Annotated in this window: 20 protein-coding genes; 7 read left to right on the plus strand and 13 right to left on the minus strand. The window is 61.6% G+C overall.

The window, feature by feature from the left end:
* Positions 1-38 precede the first annotated feature (38 nt).
* From AB1781_03300 to AB1781_03315, 4 genes are all read right to left on the minus strand, one after another.
* Positions 39-1,466, minus strand: coding sequence for a PleD family two-component system response regulator (locus AB1781_03300; protein MEW5703597.1), 1,428 nt, complete (start codon positions 1,464-1,466; stop codon positions 39-41).
* Between the two features lie 6 nt (positions 1,467-1,472).
* Positions 1,473-1,838 carry a response regulator gene (locus AB1781_03305; GenBank protein MEW5703598.1) on the minus strand — a complete coding sequence of 122 codons (366 nt, stop codon included), beginning with the start codon at positions 1,836-1,838 and terminating at the stop codon, positions 1,473-1,475.
* A 151-nt stretch (positions 1,839-1,989) separates the two neighbouring features.
* Entirely contained in the window at positions 1,990-2,805 is an 816-nt protein-coding gene (locus tag AB1781_03310) for a DUF1849 family protein (protein ID MEW5703599.1), read from the minus strand.
* Positions 2,806-2,822: 17 nt separating this feature from the next.
* The gene (locus AB1781_03315) at positions 2,823-3,068 is read right to left on the minus strand and encodes a hypothetical protein (GenBank protein ID MEW5703600.1); all 246 of its coding nucleotides are present in this window, start codon (positions 3,066-3,068) and stop codon (positions 2,823-2,825) included.
* Between AB1781_03315 and AB1781_03320 the strand changes: the two genes are divergently transcribed.
* Positions 3,067-3,801 carry a GGDEF domain-containing protein gene (locus tag AB1781_03320; protein ID MEW5703601.1) on the plus strand — a complete coding sequence of 245 codons (735 nt, stop codon included), beginning with the start codon at positions 3,067-3,069 and terminating at the stop codon, positions 3,799-3,801. The two genes, AB1781_03315 and AB1781_03320, sit on opposite strands and share 2 nt — an antisense overlap.
* On the opposite strand, the gene AB1781_03325 is transcribed toward AB1781_03320, so the two are convergent.
* Positions 3,798-4,523 carry a hypothetical protein gene (locus AB1781_03325; GenBank protein ID MEW5703602.1) on the minus strand — a complete coding sequence of 242 codons (726 nt, stop codon included), beginning with the start codon at positions 4,521-4,523 and terminating at the stop codon, positions 3,798-3,800. The two genes, AB1781_03320 and AB1781_03325, sit on opposite strands and share 4 nt — an antisense overlap.
* A gap of 102 nt (positions 4,524-4,625) precedes the next feature.
* Positions 4,626-6,437, minus strand: a complete 1,812-nt coding sequence (gene aspS, locus AB1781_03330; protein MEW5703603.1) for an aspartate--tRNA ligase — start codon at positions 6,435-6,437, stop codon at positions 4,626-4,628.
* Positions 6,438-6,575: 138 nt separating this feature from the next.
* On the opposite strand from aspS, the gene rnd reads away from it, so the two are divergent.
* Entirely contained in the window at positions 6,576-7,739 is a 1,164-nt protein-coding gene (rnd, locus tag AB1781_03335) for a ribonuclease D (GenBank protein ID MEW5703604.1), read from the plus strand.
* Here rnd and AB1781_03340 read toward each other — a convergent pair.
* Genes AB1781_03340 through AB1781_03355 form a run of 4 tightly spaced genes read right to left on the minus strand, consistent with a single transcriptional unit; the run spans position 7,736 to position 11,153 of the window.
* Positions 7,736-8,404 carry a DNA replication protein gene (locus tag AB1781_03340; GenBank protein ID MEW5703605.1) on the minus strand — a complete coding sequence of 223 codons (669 nt, stop codon included), beginning with the start codon at positions 8,402-8,404 and terminating at the stop codon, positions 7,736-7,738. The two genes, rnd and AB1781_03340, sit on opposite strands and share 4 nt — an antisense overlap.
* Entirely contained in the window at positions 8,401-9,471 is a 1,071-nt protein-coding gene (locus tag AB1781_03345; GenBank protein MEW5703606.1) for an AI-2E family transporter, read from the minus strand. Before AB1781_03345 ends, AB1781_03340 begins: the two co-directional genes overlap by 4 nt.
* A 5-nt stretch (positions 9,472-9,476) precedes the next feature.
* A complete protein-coding gene (locus AB1781_03350; protein MEW5703607.1) occupies positions 9,477-10,040 on the minus strand; it encodes a CDP-alcohol phosphatidyltransferase family protein in 564 nt (187 codons plus the stop codon).
* A gap of 9 nt (positions 10,041-10,049) precedes the next feature.
* On the minus strand, positions 10,050-11,153 hold the full coding sequence (locus AB1781_03355; GenBank protein MEW5703608.1) for a DUF2066 domain-containing protein: 1,104 nt from the start codon (positions 11,151-11,153) through the stop codon (positions 10,050-10,052).
* Positions 11,154-11,250: 97 nt separating this feature from the next.
* Between AB1781_03355 and purM the strand changes: the two genes are divergently transcribed.
* From purM to AB1781_03370, 3 genes are all read left to right on the plus strand, one after another.
* Positions 11,251-12,345: a phosphoribosylformylglycinamidine cyclo-ligase gene (gene purM, locus AB1781_03360; GenBank protein ID MEW5703609.1), complete on the plus strand. Its 1,095-nt coding sequence runs from the start codon at positions 11,251-11,253 to the stop codon at positions 12,343-12,345.
* Complete coding sequence (gene purN, locus AB1781_03365) at positions 12,333-12,998, plus strand: phosphoribosylglycinamide formyltransferase (protein MEW5703610.1); 666 nt, start codon at positions 12,333-12,335, stop codon at positions 12,996-12,998. The genes purM and purN overlap by 13 nt, the downstream gene beginning before the upstream one ends.
* 114 nt (positions 12,999-13,112) lie before the next feature.
* Positions 13,113-13,235 carry an aa3-type cytochrome c oxidase subunit IV gene (locus AB1781_03370; GenBank protein ID MEW5703611.1) on the plus strand — a complete coding sequence of 41 codons (123 nt, stop codon included), beginning with the start codon at positions 13,113-13,115 and terminating at the stop codon, positions 13,233-13,235.
* 27 nt (positions 13,236-13,262) lie between these two features.
* Here AB1781_03370 and ndk read toward each other — a convergent pair whose 3' ends face one another.
* The 3 genes from ndk to AB1781_03385 are packed head-to-tail and all read right to left on the minus strand — an operon-like array spanning position 13,263 to position 15,668.
* Positions 13,263-13,685, minus strand: coding sequence for a nucleoside-diphosphate kinase (gene ndk / locus AB1781_03375; GenBank protein ID MEW5703612.1), 423 nt, complete (start codon positions 13,683-13,685; stop codon positions 13,263-13,265).
* A 7-nt stretch (positions 13,686-13,692) separates the two neighbouring features.
* Complete coding sequence (locus AB1781_03380; GenBank protein MEW5703613.1) at positions 13,693-14,145, minus strand: DNA polymerase III subunit chi; 453 nt, start codon at positions 14,143-14,145, stop codon at positions 13,693-13,695.
* 11 nt (positions 14,146-14,156) lie between these two features.
* Positions 14,157-15,668, minus strand: coding sequence for a leucyl aminopeptidase (locus AB1781_03385; protein ID MEW5703614.1), 1,512 nt, complete (start codon positions 15,666-15,668; stop codon positions 14,157-14,159).
* Positions 15,669-15,894: 226 nt separating this feature from the next.
* Between AB1781_03385 and lptF the strand changes: the two genes are divergently transcribed.
* Together lptF and lptG are read left to right on the plus strand one after the other, a co-directional pair.
* Positions 15,895-17,028, plus strand: a complete 1,134-nt coding sequence (lptF, locus tag AB1781_03390; protein ID MEW5703615.1) for an LPS export ABC transporter permease LptF — start codon at positions 15,895-15,897, stop codon at positions 17,026-17,028.
* Between the two features lie 8 nt (positions 17,029-17,036).
* Positions 17,037-18,131: an LPS export ABC transporter permease LptG gene (lptG, locus tag AB1781_03395; protein MEW5703616.1), complete on the plus strand. Its 1,095-nt coding sequence runs from the start codon at positions 17,037-17,039 to the stop codon at positions 18,129-18,131.
* Positions 18,132-18,133 lie beyond the last annotated feature (2 nt).

The following is an 18,133-nucleotide window of genomic DNA, read 5'->3' on the forward strand; positions in this document are numbered from 1 at the left end:
GGTCGAAGCCGCCCGCGGGCGGCTTTTTCAACGGCCCGTCAGGCTAGCCGTTCCATGTTGCCCACATCGCCGGCTTTTCCATCGCCCTTGTCGTCCAGCACCCACACCTTGTCGCGACCCAAGGCCTTCGCCTGGTACATGGCCCGGTCGGCCCGTCCAAGCAAATCTTCCGGCGTCTCCGATGGGTTGCAGATTTGGGCGACGCCCAGGCTTATGGTCACGCGAATCTCCTCCACGTCGTCCGGAACGCGAAACGGCCGTTTCGAAATACTGGTGCGTACGCGCTCAGCCATACTACGCACGAACTGAAGCGAACAATCCGGCATAACAATGACGAATTCTTCCCCGCCGAGACGGGCAACCAAATCGAAGCTTCGCACGTTTGCCCGAATCCGCGCCGCCACTTCCTTGAGGACCTCATCGCCCGCGGCGTGACCGTAGGTGTCGTTTACATTCTTGAAATGATCCACGTCGACGATGGCAACCGTCAGGGCCTTGGCGTCTTCGACGGCCTGCCCCATCATGCGCGGCAGATGGGCGTCCAGGTACCGCCGGTTATAAAGGCCCGTCAGGCTGTCCGTCACCGCCATCGCCAGATTGTCGCGGTAGGTGCTGGTCAAGCGTTCCTGATAGCGTCGATGCCGAATCTGAGCGCGGCTTCGCAGGATGAGTTCGCTTCGTTCGATCGGCCGCACGAGATAATCGTTGACGCCAACCTCGAAGGCCTTGGCAAGAAGGTCCTCCTCGTGCTCTTCGACGAGGACGAGGATAGACAGATTTCGAAGCTCTTCCCGGGCGCGCATCTGAGCGACAAGCCGAAGCGCATCCTCTTCCATCAAATCCAGGCTTAAGATAACGAGCTCGTAGGCATTGCCAAGAGCCGAGGCGAGCGCCTCCGGGCCGTTATTCACAACCGTGACGCTATCGCCCTTGACCGAGGCGAGCGCCTCGCAGAGGTGTTCGGCGCTGGACGGGTTGTCCTCAATCAAAAGAACTTTTGCCTTGTCGACGTCTTCCCGGGAGGAGTCGCGTATGTCGGAAGGAAGCCCAAGCTGTTCATTCGTCGCGATTCGGCTAAGCCAGGCGTCGGTCATCATCTTGATCCGCGTCAGGTTTCGCACGCGGGCAAGCAGCGCTTTGTCGCTGACCGGTTTCGTCAGGAAGTCGTCGGCACCCGATTCGAGACCCTGGATGCGGTCCTTCGTTTCGCTCAGCGCCGTGACCATAACGACAGGGATATGGGCGCTTTTCGGATCCGATTTGATCTTCTTGCAGACCTCGAAGCCGCTCATGCCAGGCATCATAACGTCGAGCAGCACGATGTCCGGCGATTCATTTTTAATCATTTGAAGGGCGGAAGGCCCGTTCGTGGCCGTGATGACGTCGAAATATTCGTTCGATAGGCGCGCTTCCAGCAATTTCACGTTTGCCGGCATGTCGTCAACAATCAGAACGCGCGCGGACATGACGTCTTAGCCTATGACTTTTTTGATGGTTCCCAAGAAGTGCGGAACGGAAATCGGCTTAGCGATATAAGCTTCGCACCCGCCTTCCCGAATTTTTTCCTCGTCCCCCTTCATCGCAAAGGCGGTGACGGCAATGACGGGAATCGCTTTCAGCGTCTCGTCTTCCTTGATTTGCTTCGTGATGACCAAACCGGAAATTTCCGGTAGCTGGATATCCATCAACACGAGGTCCGGCCGATACTTCCGCACCATTTCCAGCGCCTCGAAGCCGTCCTTCGTCTGCAGGGTCCGATAGCCATTGGCAACCAGAAGGTCCTGGAAAAGTTTCATGTTGAGATCGTTGTCTTCAACGATGAGGATGGTCTTGGGCATCATCAGACTTTCCGGTCGGCTACCCCCGAATGCGCCTTCTTCTTAGGCCCCGGATGGTTAGCATATTCTTAAGGCTTGCCGACGGCCCGCCTTATCTCTTTGAAAATTTGCAGGAACCGCCGATCCAGGCGGAGAAACAACCGGTCCCGCCTCAGCATTTCGGCGCCGCCAGCCACTCGACCCGCTCAAGCCGGCTGGTGATTGTGAAATCGCCGTAGTCGAACACCATGCTTTCGGCAATCCCCGACCGCAGCAGCCTTACGCCAATCTCGAACTCGGGCTCGGGTTCGCTCGAGCCGATGGGGAAATAGGCCAGTCGAACCGGCCAGCCGCGCTCGCCGGCCAGCCGTTCGAGGCCGGCCTTGCGTCCCGCCGGAAAGGCGTAGGGACGGCCGATGACGGCGTTAATCTCATAGGCACCGCCCATCTTCGTGCCGTCGAAGACAACCTGGGAAAACAGGAACTCGCCAGCATCGGCGCGCTCGATGAGTTTGAGGATGTATTCGGTCGGGAATACGATTTTTTCCGGCAAGGCCAGCGGCACCACCGGCGGCCGCGAGAAAGTCGCTTCCCCTGCGGCGCCTTTCGACCGAATCTTGGCCTCGCCGAGCATATTCTCCTGAACGGAGCCATCGTTGTGGTGGGTGTAATTAAAACGGAACACAAGTCCGTTCTTCGATTCCCAGCCCAAAAAACGAACGTCCACAACGGATTCGCCGCCTTGGCTGTTCGAAAGCAACAGCCGGGTACCCTCGGTCGTTTGCCAGCCCTCGCAGGACTCGACCGCTTCCATGACGATGGCGCCTTGAACGTCCACGACCCGGCTCGTCTGTTTCACATCACCGATCGCGGCCGAGTAATAGGCCCGGTGCGGCATCATCTTGGCGCCCGCCGTAGCCTCGTGGGCAGAAAGCGAAAAAAGAAGGCCGGTAAAAAAGAGGGTGAAAAGGAAGCCGCGCAAGGTCACCTTTCGTCTCCTTCCCTTCATTTTCTTCCGCCACCCCCCATGAGCCACGCCGGGCGGCAAAGAGGGAAGGTAAATTTCGCCGACTTTTGCTCGTGGCTGCGACCGGATGGGAAATTCTTACCCCCTCCAATGGCGAGGCACAAGACTAACACCTTCATTTCTAGGCTTTTTTTCTTGGCACGCGCCTTGCTTTCCACTTCTCTAGACACGACCGGCTGGTCACAAAAACAAGCAACAGGCTTGGACAGGTTGCGATTAAACATGACGACAGCAAAACCCGATTTCAATTTTACTTCCACCGCCTGGAAGCCCGCGCCCGCACCGGCAACCGGGCAGCCGGCCGCTCCCGATCGATTGCTCTCGAAACGCTTGAAACCGTGGGAAGAGCGTCTGCGCGGCGTCAACCAGCTAACGCTGCTCGAACAGGCCTTGCACATGGCGGCGGATGCCGAACGGCGACTCTCCGCTCAGGCCGACCGCATCGCAAGGCTCGAAGTCCTGACGATGACGGACGAACTGACGGGCCTTCTCAACCGCCGCGGTTTCGACAACGAGACCAATCGCGCGCTCGCTACGGCCAACCGTAACGGGTCGACCGGCGTTCTTGCCATCTGCGACGTCGACAACTTCAAGTATATTAACGACCATTACGGCCATCCCATCGGCGACGAGGTTTTGCGCGAGGTCGCGCGCCGTATCAAGGCCAACGTGCGCGAGACGGACTACGTGGCCCGTTTGGGCGGCGACGAATTCGCCATTTTGCTGACAGAAACGGAAACTTCTTACGGGTTTCGTCGAATCGAATCCCTTAACCGACTAATCCGGCGGAGCGTCGTCACTTTGAACGGCCACCGGATTCCGATCCAAATCAGTTTCGGGATGGAGTCCTTCGGGCCCGGCGACAAGAAGAAGGATCTGATCGAGCGCGCCGATTCCGCCATGTTCGAATGCAAGCGGCGCAGGTCCCTCGCCGCCGCAACCGTACCGAGCGCCTAACCGTTCAAGGCAACTTCCGCCGCCGGTTTTTCGCAGGCCGCGCCCACCCCTTCGACCCCGCACAGCCGCACCCGCCAGGGTTCCGGCACGCCGGCCTCCAGAAGGGCCGCCCTGGTGGCCTCGAACTCGGCCGGGCGCAAGGGCCCGATCACGACCCGATAGTACCGCTCCCCATTGATCAGGGCCGATACGATATAGGGGGAATAGGCCGCGTACCGCTTGGCCGCCGCGACCGCGTTCGTGCGGAAACGGTGGCTACCGATGGCGAGGAAGGTTGCCCCCGTCCCCAGATCGCCAGGATAGACCCAAGACGTTTTCGCTTCCGGTTTCCCGTCTCTTACCGAAGGGGGCGCGGCTTCCGACGGCGCCGCCAGCGTCCCCCCTCCGAAGCCTTTGGAAGGAATCGGTCCTGGATTCGCCATCGCCAACTGCTCACCCGGCTCCGCCAAGCCGCCGGCGTACGCCGCGCCCCCTTCGGGCGCTTCCGGATGGCAGATGCTTTCGCCCAGGATCACCCGGTGAAGCGTGCAATCCTCCTGAACGGCGAAGGAAAGCGCGTGATCGGCCACTGCCCGCCCGCTGAAGGCGTAGGCCACCCCATCGGCGGCCAGACTCGCCACCGTGACGGCGGGCGGCAATGCGCAGCCGCCGACGGAGGCGGCAAACGCAACAGCCGTCGCGACGCCAAACTTTTTTACAGCCGATTTTGCAAAACCGCGCATCACCACCCAGGAAACCCAAGAACGGAAACGAGAAGCCTAGCGCCCGGCGACTAACGCGCCGTTAAGGACTATCGTTAACTTGCAGAAAATAAAGAAAAAATCTTAACTTTCCGCCGCTTCGTTCGGGCTTTTCGGGCCGGGTTTCTTCGGCAGGACCACGTTCAGGTGCAATTCCCGAAGCCGTGCCGGTGCAATCGGGGCGGGCGCCTGCATCAGCGGGTCCTGCGCGTTCTGATTCATCGGGAAAAGGATCACCTCGCGGATGTTCGGCTCATTGGCCAGCAGCATGACGATGCGGTCAAGCCCCGGCGCGATGCCGCCATGAGGCGGGGCGCCATATTTGAGGGCGCCGAGAAGACCGCCGAACCGCTGCTCGACATCGGCTTGCGAATAGCCGGCAATGGCAAACGCCTTGTACATGATTTCGGGCAAATGGTTACGAATGGCGCCGCTCGAAAGTTCGACCCCGTTGCAAACGATGTCGTACTGATAAGCCTTGATGCGGAGCGGGTCCTTCGTCTCCAGCGCCTCAAGCCCGCCCTGCGGCATCGAAAAAGGGTTATGGCTGAATTCGATCTGCTTCGTCTCCGGATTCCATTCGTAAAAGGGATAATCCATGACCCAGCAAAAGCGGAATGCGTTCTTTTCGATAAGGTTGAGGTCGCGCCCGAGCCGGTCGCGGACGGTACCGGCGAATTTCGCCGCCGCTTGCGGCACATCGCAGACGAAGAAAAGAGCGTCCCCTTCGCCCGCCTTCGCCGTCTCGCGCAGTTTTGCCAAGCGGTCTGCTTCCAGGAATTTCGCAATCGGTCCTTTGCCGCCGTCGGCCGTGAAGACGATATAGCCGAGGCCGGGCGCGCCTTCCTCCCGTGCCCAGTCGTTCAGCTTGTCGAAGAAGCTGCGTGGGCACGACGCGGTGGCGGGCGCCGGAATGGCCCGAACGATGGCGCCTTTCTCGATCGCTTTCGCAAAGATCGAGAAGCCGGAACCGCGAAAGACTTCCGTCACGTCCGAAATCCGCAAGGGATTACGCAAGTCCGGCTTGTCGCTGCCGTAAATCAGCATGGCTTCGTCATACGAAATTTGCGGAAAGGGAAGCGCGCTTACCGTCCGCCCATTCGCGAATTCCTCGAAGAGCCCGTGCAAAACGGGGGCCACGGCGTCGAAAACGTCGCCTTGCGTGACGAAGGACATCTCGATATCGAGCTGGTAGAACTCGCCGGGCGAACGATCGGCTCGGGCGTCTTCGTCGCGGAAACAGGGCGCAATTTGGAAATAGCGGTCGAAGCCCGCAATCATCAGAAGCTGCTTGTATTGTTGAGGTGCCTGCGGCAGCGCGTAAAAACAGCCGGGATGCAGCCGGCTGGGCACCAGGTAGTCGCGGGCCCCTTCCGGCGAACTGGAAGTAAGGATCGGGGTCTGGAATTCCGTGAAGCCGGCTTCCGTCATGCGCCGGCGAAGGCTGGTGACGATTCCGGTGCGCAGCAGAATGTTCCGGTGCATCTTTTCCCGGCGAAGGTCGAGATACCGGTAGCGAAGGCGTGTTTCCTCCGGATAGTCGATGTCGCTGTTGACCTGCAGCGGCAGCATCTCAGCCGCCGACTGGACAAAAAACTCCGTGATCCGGATTTCGATGTCGCCGGTCGGCAAATCTTTGTTCACGGTGTCTTCGGTGCGCGCAACGACCGTACCGGTGACGGTAACGACGCTTTCCGGGCGGGCTGCCTCGGCCAGGCGAAAAATGGAGCTCGACGTCTCCACGACACACTGGGAAAGCCCGTAATGATCCCTAAGGTCGAGGAAGAGCAGGCTGCCGTGGTCGCGCTTGCGGTGAACCCAGCCGGAAAGCCGGACGGTCTCGCCAACATTCGCGGGCCTAAGCTCGCCGCAGGTATGGGTCCGGTACGGGTGCATTGTTCTCCCTCTCCGCCGGCCGTGACGGCGGGAACACCGCACGAAACAAACGGCCTTGTCAAGGCGTCTCCTACGCCATCCCGGAGCGAAACCGTTCATCGCTTTCATGGCATGTCGTTTCCGTGTATAGCTCCCCCCATGCAGATGATCACCGACACGGTATCGCTCGCCAATCTCTGCAAGCGCCTGTCCGAAACCCCCTACGTTGCCGTCGATACGGAATTCATACGCGAGAAAACCTACTGGCCGCAGCTTTGCCTCGTCCAGGTCGCCGGGCCCGAGGAAGCGGTCGCCATCGACCCGCTGGCCGACGGCATCGACCTGGAACCCCTGCTGGCCCTGATGGCCAACGAAAACGTGCTCAAGGTCTTTCACGCCGCCCGCCAGGACGTTGAAATTTTCCACCACCTGAATGAAACCATCCCCCACCCGCTTTTCGACACCCAGATCGCGGCGATGGCTTGCGGCTTCGGCGATTCGATCGCCTACGAGACCCTCGTCAATCGGCTAGCGAACGCCAGCATTGACAAAAGCCAGCGCTTCACGGATTGGGCGCGACGGCCCTTGAGCAAGAAGCAGGTCGAATACGCGCTGGCCGATGTCACCCATTTGCGCGTCATCTACCAGAACCTTCGCGAAAGGCTGGAGGCGACAAAACGGATGGACTGGCTGGAAAGCGAAGCGGCAATTCTAACGAATCCCGCGACGTACCGTGTCGAGCCGAGGGAATCCTGGCGCCGGCTGAAAATGCGGAACGCAAACCGGCGATTCCTTGCCGTCGTCCGGGAAGTCGCAGCCCTTCGGGAAACGCTTGCCCAGGAACAGGACGTTCCGCGCAACCGCGTCTTGCGCGATGAGGCGATCCTCGAGATCGCCGCCCAGATGCCGGAGAATATCACCGACTTGCGGGACTGCCGGGGAATCGGCCGGATGGCGGACCGTTTGGGCGACCTCGTCCTGGAAGCCGTCCGGACGGCCCGGGCGCTGCCGGAGAAGGCGTGCCCAACGCCGCCGAAACGGCTCGGCAAGCCGGCCGGCATCGGACCGACGATGGACCTTTTGAGGGTCCTGCTGAAGATGCAGTGCGAGGAACATTCCGTCGCCCAGAAACTGATCGCGACCGGGGACGAACTCGAACAAATCGCCGCCGATGACGGGGCCGACGTGCCGGCGCTTCACGGCTGGCGGCGGAAGGTGTTTGGCGAGGCCGCGCTCAAGCTCAAGCATGGCGAGCTGGCGCTGGCGGTCGAGAGGGGCAAGGTCCGGCTCGTGCCGGCCCGGAACGGACAGGCGGAAGGCTAGTTCCCGGTTCCCAGCGTTTCACGAACGAAAGGCACGGTGATCCGCCGCCGGCGGGCGAGCGCCGCCTTGTCAAGCGCCGTCACCACGTCGCGGGCGGCGGCGAAGGAACGTTCGGTCCGGCTCAAGAGATAGCCGATGACCTCCTCGCCGACGGCAAGCTGGCAATCGTTGAAAAGCTTTACAAGAACGGCGGCAAAAAGCTGGTCATCGGGTGGGGCCAACCATACGGCCGGCAGCGCCAGCAGGCGCGAGCGGAGATCGGCGAGGCCGATCCGCCACCGCGCCGGCGGCTCACGGTCGGTCAGCAGCAGGTGCCCCTTCCGTTCGACAAGCGCGTTGTGGAGATGGAGAAGGGCCGTCTCGTCCGCCGCCGCGGCATCCTCGACGACGCAGGCCCGCCCTTCAGCCAGAATAGCCCGTGGTTCCGCCAGCGAGAGCCCGGCGGCCCGAAAGAACACCCCGTTTGCGCGCGCCAGCCAAACCTGGGCGAGATGCGTCTTGCCCGAGCCCGGCGGCCCGTAAAGAAAGAGGCCGGTTCCCGGCCAGTCCGGCCAGCGGTCGATCCAGTCAACCGCCGTCTTGTTCGAAGGGGCGACCAGGAAATCCTCATTGCCGAGCGCCGGCCGGTGGCCAAGGTCGAGAGGAAGCTGCCGTTCCGGCCTCATTCGCCTGACCCGTCGCCGTCCGCACTTCGGTAATACGCGCTTGCCAGATAGCGCCGAATTCCAAAGCGCGCCATGACGCCAAGGATCGCCGCGATCGGTATCGCCAGCAGCACGCCCAGAAACCCGGCCACCGCCCCCCCCGCCAGCAGGGCAAAAATGACCCATACCGGGTGCAGCCCGATACGCTCGCCGACCAGTCTCGGCGTCAGGAAATTCCCTTCGATCCCCTGGCCCAGCAGGAAGATGCCGGCCACGATGGCGACCGGAAGCCAATCGGAAAACTGGAGTAACGCGAGGGCAATCCCGACCGCGAATCCGATCAGCATGCCAAAATAGGGAATGAACGAGATGAGGCCGGTGCCGATCCCGACGAGAAGGCCGAAATCAAGACCGGCCAGCGCCAGCCCGACCCCGTAAAAGACGGCAAGCAGCAGGCAAACGATGGCCTGGCCGCGGACAAAGCCGGAAAGCGTGCGATCAATCTCGCAAAGTTGTTCGCGGATCACCCCGGCGTGCGCCCGCGGCAACCAATCGTTGACGCGGTTGATAAGCTTGTCCCAATCGCGCAAGAGATAAAAAATAACGATGGGGGTGAGCAGGGCGAGCGAGACCAGGTTGAAGACCGCAAGGCCCCCACTCCACAACCCCTCGGCGATCTGCCCCATCCAAGCCAGCGCCTGCCCCGTTTCGGCGCCGGCCGCGGCCTTGATTTCCGCGACCAGTTCCGGCGAAAGCCCGGCCAGAAGATCGGTGAGCGCGGGCACCAGCCTTTCCCGGATTTCCTGCAAATAGCCGGGTGCGCGTTCGGCAAACGCCGTGACCTGGTCCGCCAGCACCGGCCAGAAAAGCAGGAAGAAAGCCAGCAGGGCAAGGTAGAAGGCGGCCATGGCAAAGACCGTGGCAAGGGTGCGCGACCGCAGGACTCTTTCGAGGCGATCCGCCATCGGGTCCAGGAAATACGCGGCCGCCAAGCCGACGACGAAAGGCAGCAAGATATCGCGGAAAAGATAGAGCAGACCGACGAAAAGAAGCAGGCCAATGCCCCAAAAACGCAACGACCGTTCCATGCCGGCTAACCCTCCAACTCGGCCGCGCGTTTCGACCAGACGACAAGGTAACAGCCACCCGAAAAGACGACCGTCGCCGCGACAAAGTAAACAAGGGCGGTGGTCGCCGTGGCAAGCGGGATTCCCAGGCTAAGCCCGGCCAGGACGACGCCGGCCAGCAGAATCTGGGCAAGCGTGTTGAGCTTGCCGCTCATCAAGGGCTGCATTTCAAGTCTACCGGTAAGGCCCAGAAACAGCGCGGCGCCGCCGACGATCATGAGGTCGCGGAAGATGGTAAAAACGACCAGCCACATCGGGAGATAGCCGGCCAGGCCAAGGGTGACATAGACTCCCATCAGAAGCGCCTTGTCGGCAAGGGGATCGAGATAGGACCCGACTACCGAACGGGAATTGAACCGTTTGGCGATGTAGCCATCGACGCCGTCCGAAACGCTCGCGACGAGAAACAACCAGAAGGCCGGCCCGTAGTTGCCGTCGAGCAAAAGCCACAGCATCAACGGAACGACCAGAAGCCTGAGCAGGCTGATGGCGTTGGGCAGCGTGGCGGCTTCCTTCATCCCCTCAGGCATCTTCGCGTTTCATGGCTCGCCCTTCGTCGCATCTTCGAGCTTCAGGAGGAGGACGTGCTCTCCCCGATAGGATTGGAAGGAAAGCACCAGGTCGCTTTGCAGAAGCGCCCTTTGCAGCTGCATGCCCCCTCCTTGGAAACGGAGCCGCGCCTGCGCCTCTTCGCGGGAAAGATAGACAAGCCGGCTTTCAAGGACGGAGGGAATGCGCCCGAGGCGCTTTTCGATCGCCAGCCAATCCTCCAATCCCTGCAACGGGATAACGACCGTCACCTCGCCCTCTTCCCCCGATTGCAGGAGATTGTCAAGCTTCCAGCTCTCCTCGATCCGCTGCACGGTCTCTTCCACCGCCTGGCGGAACAAACTTTCAAGCGTCGCGTTGGCGGCACCGGTGAAACTCGCCACGTAGACATCGCCCCACGCCCCCGCCCCATAACGGCTCAGGCTTAAATAGGCGGCCGGCAAACCGAGGTCGTTTCGGACCGTCGAGCGCACCTGGGCAACGAGGGTCGCCGTGGCGTTATAGCGCCGCGCAATCGTGTCCAACTGATCTTGCTCGCCAAGCGCCGCTTGGGTCGCGTCAATCGTTGTGACGTCCTCAAGATCGCCAAGCGGCAGGACAAACGGCACAAGCCCGTCGCGCGGTGTCAGGGCGGCCCAGGCGTCCCGCCACGGGTTTGGATCCCGCCAAAGGGTCCGCTCTTCGCTGGAATCAAGCACCGGCAATACAAGGACAGGCTTGCTGCGGGTCGTCGCATAGGGAACGTCAAGCGTTTGGAGAAATTTTAGAAATTCGTCGCCCTTGAAGCGAACCGTCAGCTTGGCGAGGTAACGAATACCGGAGGTTTTTTCATCCCGCACTTCGAAAGCATGAATGAAATTGGAAATGTCCTCCGGCTTTAAATGGGGAAGACGCGGGATATCCTGCCGCAAGGCCAACCGATGGAACAGCCGGACAAACGCCTCGTACTGACCCTCGGCCAAGGCAATTTTGCGGGCCTCGTCGGCGGTACGCGCGGTCGCGTCCACGGCCACATCTTCCACCGTGAATACGTCCGCCGCCGCCGCGGGCACGGCCCCTGCCGCGACGGCAAAACCAAGGGCGAATGCGGCCATCAAGGCAACCGCACGGCACCACATCAAGCAAAGGGCCATTGCAAACCGTCGGCGATCAAGTATCTTCAACGTCACGGGGTGAGCTTGGACCTATATTATTACCACCACTACTACCACGGGCGGAAAGGCCATTAACAGCCGCACGTACAAAGAGGCGGGCGTCGACATCGAAGCCGGCGCCGCGCTCGTTGAAGCCATCAAGCCGCTGGCGCGCCGCACCGCGCGGCCCGGCATGCTTGGCGGCTTGGGCGGATTCGGCGGGTTGTTCGACCCGGCGGCGGCTGGCTTTCGCGACCCCATCTTGGTTGCTTCGACGGACGGCGTCGGCACCAAGCTCAAGCTTGCCATCGCAACCGGCCGCCACGAAACGATCGGGATCGATCTTGTGGCGATGTGCGTCAACGATATCGTCGTGCAGGGCGCGGAACCGCTTTTCTTTCTCGATTATTTCGCCACCGGCAAGCTCCGCCTCGACATCGCCGAACGCGTGCTAACCGGCATCGCGGAAGGGTGCCGGGAGGCCGGCTGCGTGCTGCTCGGAGGCGAAACCGCCGAGATGCCCGGTATGTACGGAGGGGCGGATTACGATCTCGCCGGTTTTGCGGTCGGCGCCGTCGAGCGCGACCGGCTGCTCACCGGTGAAAACGTGGCGGAAGGCGATATTCTCCTTGGTCTTTTGTCGAGCGGGCTTCATTCGAACGGCTATTCCCTTGTCCGCCGGATCGTCGAGGAGGCGGGGCTCGGTTACGACGCCAAAGCCCCCTTCGACCCCGACAGAACCCTTGGCGAAGCGCTTTTGCAGCCGACCCGTATCTATGTGAAAAGCGTCCTTGGCGCGCTCGGCTTGGGAAAACTCAAGGCGCTGGCCCACATCACCGGCGGCGGTCTCCTCGAGAACCTGCCGCGCGTCCTGCCCGAGAACCTGCGCGCCGAGGTCGACGCCGCGGCCTGGCCCTATCCGGCGGTCTTCCGCTGGCTTGCCGAGCAAGGCCGCGTGACGACGCACGAGATGGCGCGCACCTTCAATTGCGGGGTCGGCATGGTGGCGGTCGTGGCGCCGGAAGACGCCGCGCGGCTGGAAAATCACTTCCGAGAGGAAGGGGAAACCGTCCATCGCATCGGCCGCATCACGAAAGGCCGGGGGCCGGCCACGGTCAAACTGGAGGGAACCGAAAAGGCATGGGGCGGGTAAAGGTCGGCGTTCTTATTTCCGGCCGCGGCAGCAACCTACAGGCCTTGATCAAGGCCTGCCGGGCCCCGGACTATCCGGCCGAGATCGTCCTTGTCCTTTCAAACGTCGCCGGGGCCGGAGGGCTTGCCCTTGCAAAAAAAGCCGGCATTCCCACCGCGGTGATCCCGCACAAAGACTTCGCCGCGCGCGCCGCCTTCGACGCCGCCCTCGACACGCGTCTTCGCGAATTCGGGGTTGAAATCGTATGTCTGGCCGGCTTTCTGCGCCTTCTGGGAAGGCAATTCACCGAGGATTGGCCGGACCGCATCCTGAATATCCACCCCTCCCTGTTGCCGGCCTTTCCCGGCCTGGACACCCATCGCAAGGCACTGGAAGCCGGGGTCAAGATCAGCGGCTGCACCGTCCATGTCGTGCGGCCGGAGCTCGACGACGGACCCATCCTCGTGCAGGCCGCCCTACCGGTCGCCGACGACGACACGCCCGAAACGCTGGCCGCCCGTGTCCTCAAACTCGAACACCGCTGCTACCCCCTTGCCCTTCGGCTGCTCGCTTCCGGCAAGGTCCACATCGCGGGAAAGGTGGCGCACGCCTCGGGAACGACGACGCCAAGAACAGGCTTTCTCAACCCGCAAGAACCGGCGAAACGGGACTAGGGTCGGCGGGGCGTCCCGCGCGTTCGGGGTGTTCCCAAACGGCATGATCTGCGCTATACCTGCGGCGCAATGCCCTTCCGGTACGTAGGGAAATAAGGAGAAGGAGAGGACGAGATGGCCAACAATTCCGACCTGCAAGCCCACCGCGATGTCTGGACCGGTTTCCTGAAATTGGTTTGGATTTCGGCGACTGTCACGGCTGGTGTCCTCGCCCTGATGGCGATTTTCCTGGTCTAAGACGGGAAGTCGTTTGCTTCCGCCGTTCTAGCCGACAATCTCATTGTCGCGAAAGAAGAACGCGATTTCCAGCTTCGCGTTCTCGAGCGAATCCGAGCCGTGCACCGAATTCGCCTCGATCGATTCGGCAAACGCCTTGCGGACGGTGCCCGGCTTTGCCTCCGCCGGGTTCGTAGCCCCCATGATCTCGCGGTTTCTCGTCACCGCGTTCTCGCCTTCGAGAACTTGCACGACGATCGGACCGGACATCATGAAGGCGCATAGGCTTTTGAAGAAGGGCCGCTCGGAATGCACGGCGTAAAACGCCTCGGCCCGCTCCTTGGTGAGCCGGAGGCGCTTCTGGGCGACGATCCGCAAGCCCCCCTCCTCAAACATCGCGTTGATTTTACCGGTCAGGTTGCGCCGCGTCGCGTCCGGCTTGAGGATGGAAAGTGTGCGTTCCGTCGCCATGATTATTCTACCCTTTCTTTTTTTCCCAGCCGCCCGCTGGCGTCTGCTGCCAATAAATAAGTTCGTGACCTTCGGTCTGGTAACGACGCCAGCGCTCGCGCGCCGCCGCAACCGCGGAGGGGTCTTGCCCATCGAAGAGATCAAGGCACCGTTCATACTCCCCAAGGCGCTCGGAACTCCTGCCGTCCGTCAGCACAAGGACGGAGGCTTGATTCGGATTCTCGTCCTCCGTCGTCAGCCACACCGGCTGGTCTTCCGCGTGCCCGTCCCGGCAGCTGCCGTGCGGGAGAAAGCCCCCCGGCGGCGCCACCCACAAGGCCGCGCTCAAGGCCTCGACGCGCTCTTCCGAACCGGCCAGCACGACAGCCCGCGTCCGACCGGCCGCTGCCTTTTCAAGCAGCTGCCCCAACGCCTGCTCCAGCGTGCTGCGTTGCAGGTGATAGAAATTGATCGCCGTCATCGCACCGGTCGCTATTTGCCTTCGTAGTTGTCGGCGACGAACCGGTTGAGCAGGCGCACGCCGAACCCGGTACCACCCTTCGGAACGGTCGGTTTCGGCTTGGCCGTCCACGTGACGCCGGCGATGTCGAGATGGGCCCAGGGAACGTTTTTGACAAAACGCTTCAGGAAAAGAGCCGCCGTGATACTGCCGGCGCCGCGATCGGAGCCGACGTTTTTCATATCGGCGATCTCGGATTTGATGTCTTCCTCGTAACTCGCCTCCAGCGGCAGGCGCCAGATGCGCTCGCCCTCGCGTTCGCCGGCGGCGGTCAATTGGGCGGCCAAGCCGTCGTCGGAGGCGAAAAGACCCGCCACCTCCGTTCCAAGGGCGACGATAACCGCACCGGTCAGCGTTGCGAGATCAACAATAACTCTCGGCTTGAAGCGGTCCTGGCAGTACCAAAGTGCATCCGCCAGGACAAGCCGGCCTTCCGCGTCCGTGTTGATGACCTCGATCGTCTGGCCCGACATCGAGGTTACGACGTCGCCCGGCCGCTGGGCGGTGCCCGACGGCATGTTCTCGACGAGACCGACGATACCGACCGCGTCTACGCGCGCCTTGCGCGCAGCCAACGCGTGGAAAAGCCCGAGCACGACGGCGGACCCACCCATGTCCCACTTCATGTCCTCCATGCGAGCGGCGGGCTTGATCGAAATGCCGCCGCTGTCGAAGGTGACGCCCTTGCCGACGAAGGCGATGGGGCGGTTTCCCTTGCCCCGCACCGGGGCCCCCTGCCAGCACAGGACGACAAGGCGAGGCTTGCGGGTGCTGCCTTGGGCAACGCCCAGAAGCGCCCCCATTCCGAGCTTGCGGATTTTCTTCTCGTCGAAAATCTCGACCTTGACGCCGAGACGGCGAAGCTTCGTCGCCTCCTTCGCCAAAGTTTCCGGGTAGAGGACGTTCGCAGGCTCCGATACGAGGTCGCGCGTAAAGAGGACTCCGTCGGCGACCTTGGCAAGGGGATCAAACCGGCGACGGGCCTGAGCGGCGCCCTTCACTCGGACGGAAAGCTGCTGCAGGGTTGCCGGCTTCCGATCCTCGCTTTCCTTCTTCTTCCAGTATTTGTCGAAACGGTACCCCCCGAGGCGCGCACCATAGGCGATCTCGGCGGCGATTTCCTGCGGTTTCAGCTTGCAGCCGGGCAACCGGTCAACCGCGATTGCGCCGCTTTCTTCCTGTGCCGCGTTCAGCTGGCCGACGATGTCGCCGCCAATTTTCTGGAAATCGAGTCCGGAAAGGTCCTCGGCGGCGCCCAACCCGACCAGCACGATCTGGCTGGCCTTGATGTTCGCGGGCGCCAGAAGCTTCAGGAATTTCCGGCGCTTGCCTGTAAAGCGCCCAAGCTTGATCGCGCGCGTAATCCCGCCGCCAGTTGCCTTGTCGAGGGCGTCCGCCGTCGGGCTCAGGCGATTGCCCTCCAGCACGCCGACGACGATGGCGCCGGATGCCGACAGCTGCGGCTCGGAAAAATCGATTTTCATGTATGGGCCCTTTCCTTTTCTTCCATCATAGGCCTTGGCGATCGCTTGGCCCCCCACTCTACCGATTCGAGGGACAAAGGAAAATCGTCCTTAGCCCGTGCAAATCCGGCCCCCGCAGGCCCGGATGCCAAAGCGCCAGCCCTTCCCTCGCCGCCCGGAAACCAGTAAGACGGTTAAAGATTGTCTGCCCGGTCGCGGGTGGCGAAACTATAATCTGGCTCGGAAAATGAAGAAAACGGCTTTTCTCTATGTTTTCCGGCAACTTGCCTGGGCGACGGCCCTCGTCTGCGCGGGCCTGACCTGCGTAATCTGGCTCACGCAGTCGCTTGGCTTCGTCGATCTCATCGTCAACCGCGGCCTCGAACTGACGGCGTTCGTTTCGCTGACATTGCACCTGCTGCCCACCTACCTTGTCATCGTCATCCCGATCGCGTTCTTCGCGGCTTCGCTGTTTATCTACAACAAGCTGACCATGGATAGCGAACTGATCGTCCTGCGTGCGGCCGGGTTTAGCCCGCGGAATCTGATGGCGCCGGCGTTCCTGTTGGCGGCAATACTTACTCTCGTTTGCTACAGCATCACGATCTACTTTCTGCCAACGTCCTTCCGGACGTTCAAGGACCTGCAATTCCTCTTCCGGCATAACTATTCCTCCATCCTGCTGAAGGAAGGCGTGTTCAATACGCTTGGCGACGGGCTAACCGTCTACGTACGGGAGCGGAGCGGAAACGGCGAGCTTTATGGAATCCTGATGCACGACAGCCGCAATCCGGTCCAGACCATAACAATCCTGGCCGAGCACGGAAAGTTTGTCCGCACGGACACCGGCCCCAAGCTCATCCTCGTGAATGGCAACCGCCAGGAGATCGATAAAAAGACGAGCCGCCTACAGCTTCTCTATTTCGATCGCTACACGGCCGACCTTGGAACTCTCGGTGAAGCGCCGGGCTATCGGTGGCGTGAGCCGCGCGAGCGCTATCTCCACGAACTGTTTTTCCCATCCGATTCGGCAGACGATCAGAACAACTGGGGCAAGCTGGTCGCCGAAGGGCATCAGCGCCTCGTCTCCCCCCTCTATAACTTCGTCTTCCTATACCTCGCATTGGCCGTGCTGCTTTCGGGAGACTTCAACCGCCGCGGACAGAGCGTCCGCATCCTCGCCGCCATCGGCCTTGCGGTCATGGTGGAGTTTTTCAGCATCGGCCTCAATAACCTTGCGGCGAAAATACCGACAACGATTCCGCTCATGTATCTTAACGTCCTCTTACCGACCATCATCGGCCACCACGTGCTGATGCGAGGCGGCTTGAAAATTCGCCTGTTTCCACCAGCCGCGCGCGGCGCGTCGGAAGTCCAGTAGGAGAGGCCGTGCAGCTTCCGACCACCCTCTCCCGTTACCTGGGCCGCCAATTCTTATTCGGCTTCCTTGCGATGCTCGGGCTGCTTGTCACGCTGGTCGTGATGGTGGACATCGTCGAGCTTCTTCGGCGCGCCGCCGCGCGGCCCTCCGTTCTAGGCATCGATATCTTCGAAATGACCCTTCTGAAAATACCGGAGATGGCGCAACAGCTTGCCCCCTTCGCCGTTCTTTTCGGCGGCATGTTCATCTTCTGGCGCCTGACGCGACATCACGAACTCATCGTCATCCGCGGCGCCGGTATCTCGGCCTGGCAGTTCCTGTTGCCGATTTTGCTGGTCGCCGTCTTCATTGGGGTTTTCAAAATCGCCGTCTTCAGCCCCCTCGCCTCCGCCATGCTTTCGCGCTATGAGTCGCTGGATAATAAGCTGTTGCGGGGCCGAGCCAGTTTGCTGGCACTTTCCCCGACCGGGCTTTGGCTGAGGCAAGCGGACGAAACCGGCCAATCCGTCGTCCATGCCCAACGGCTGTCCCAGCACGACATGACGCTTGAGGACGTCACCATCTTTCTTTTCGAAGGCACCGATCACTTTACCGGCCGGATCGACACCAAGAGCGCCCGCCTGGAAAATGGGCATTGGCAGCTGGAGCAAGCCTGGTTCACGGCGCCGGATCGGCCGGCGACCTTCCGGGGAAGCTATCAGGTGAAAACCGACCTTACGATCGAGAAGATCCAGGATAGCTTTGCCTCGCCGGAGACCCTCTCCTTCTGGGAACTGCCGGCCTTCATCCAGACGCTTGAGAAGGCCGGGTTCTCGGCGCGACGCCATCGCCTATACTGGCACTCCTTGCTGGCGGAACCCCTGCTGTTTTGCGCGATGGTGCTGATCGCGGCAACGTTCATGCTTCGGCGAAACCGCACGACGAACACGGCCACCTTGTTAACCATGGCGGCGATGGCCGGCTTTCTTCTCTATTTCCTTTCCGACATCGTTCATGCGCTTGGCCTGTCGGAAAAATTGCCCGTCATTCTCGCGGCTTGGACACCGGCCGGCGTCGCCACGCTGCTCGGTCTCACCATGCTGCTGCACCTCGAAGACGGCTAAGG

This window comes from Pseudomonadota bacterium (assembly GCA_040752895.1).
Taxonomy (GTDB): domain Bacteria; phylum Pseudomonadota; class Alphaproteobacteria.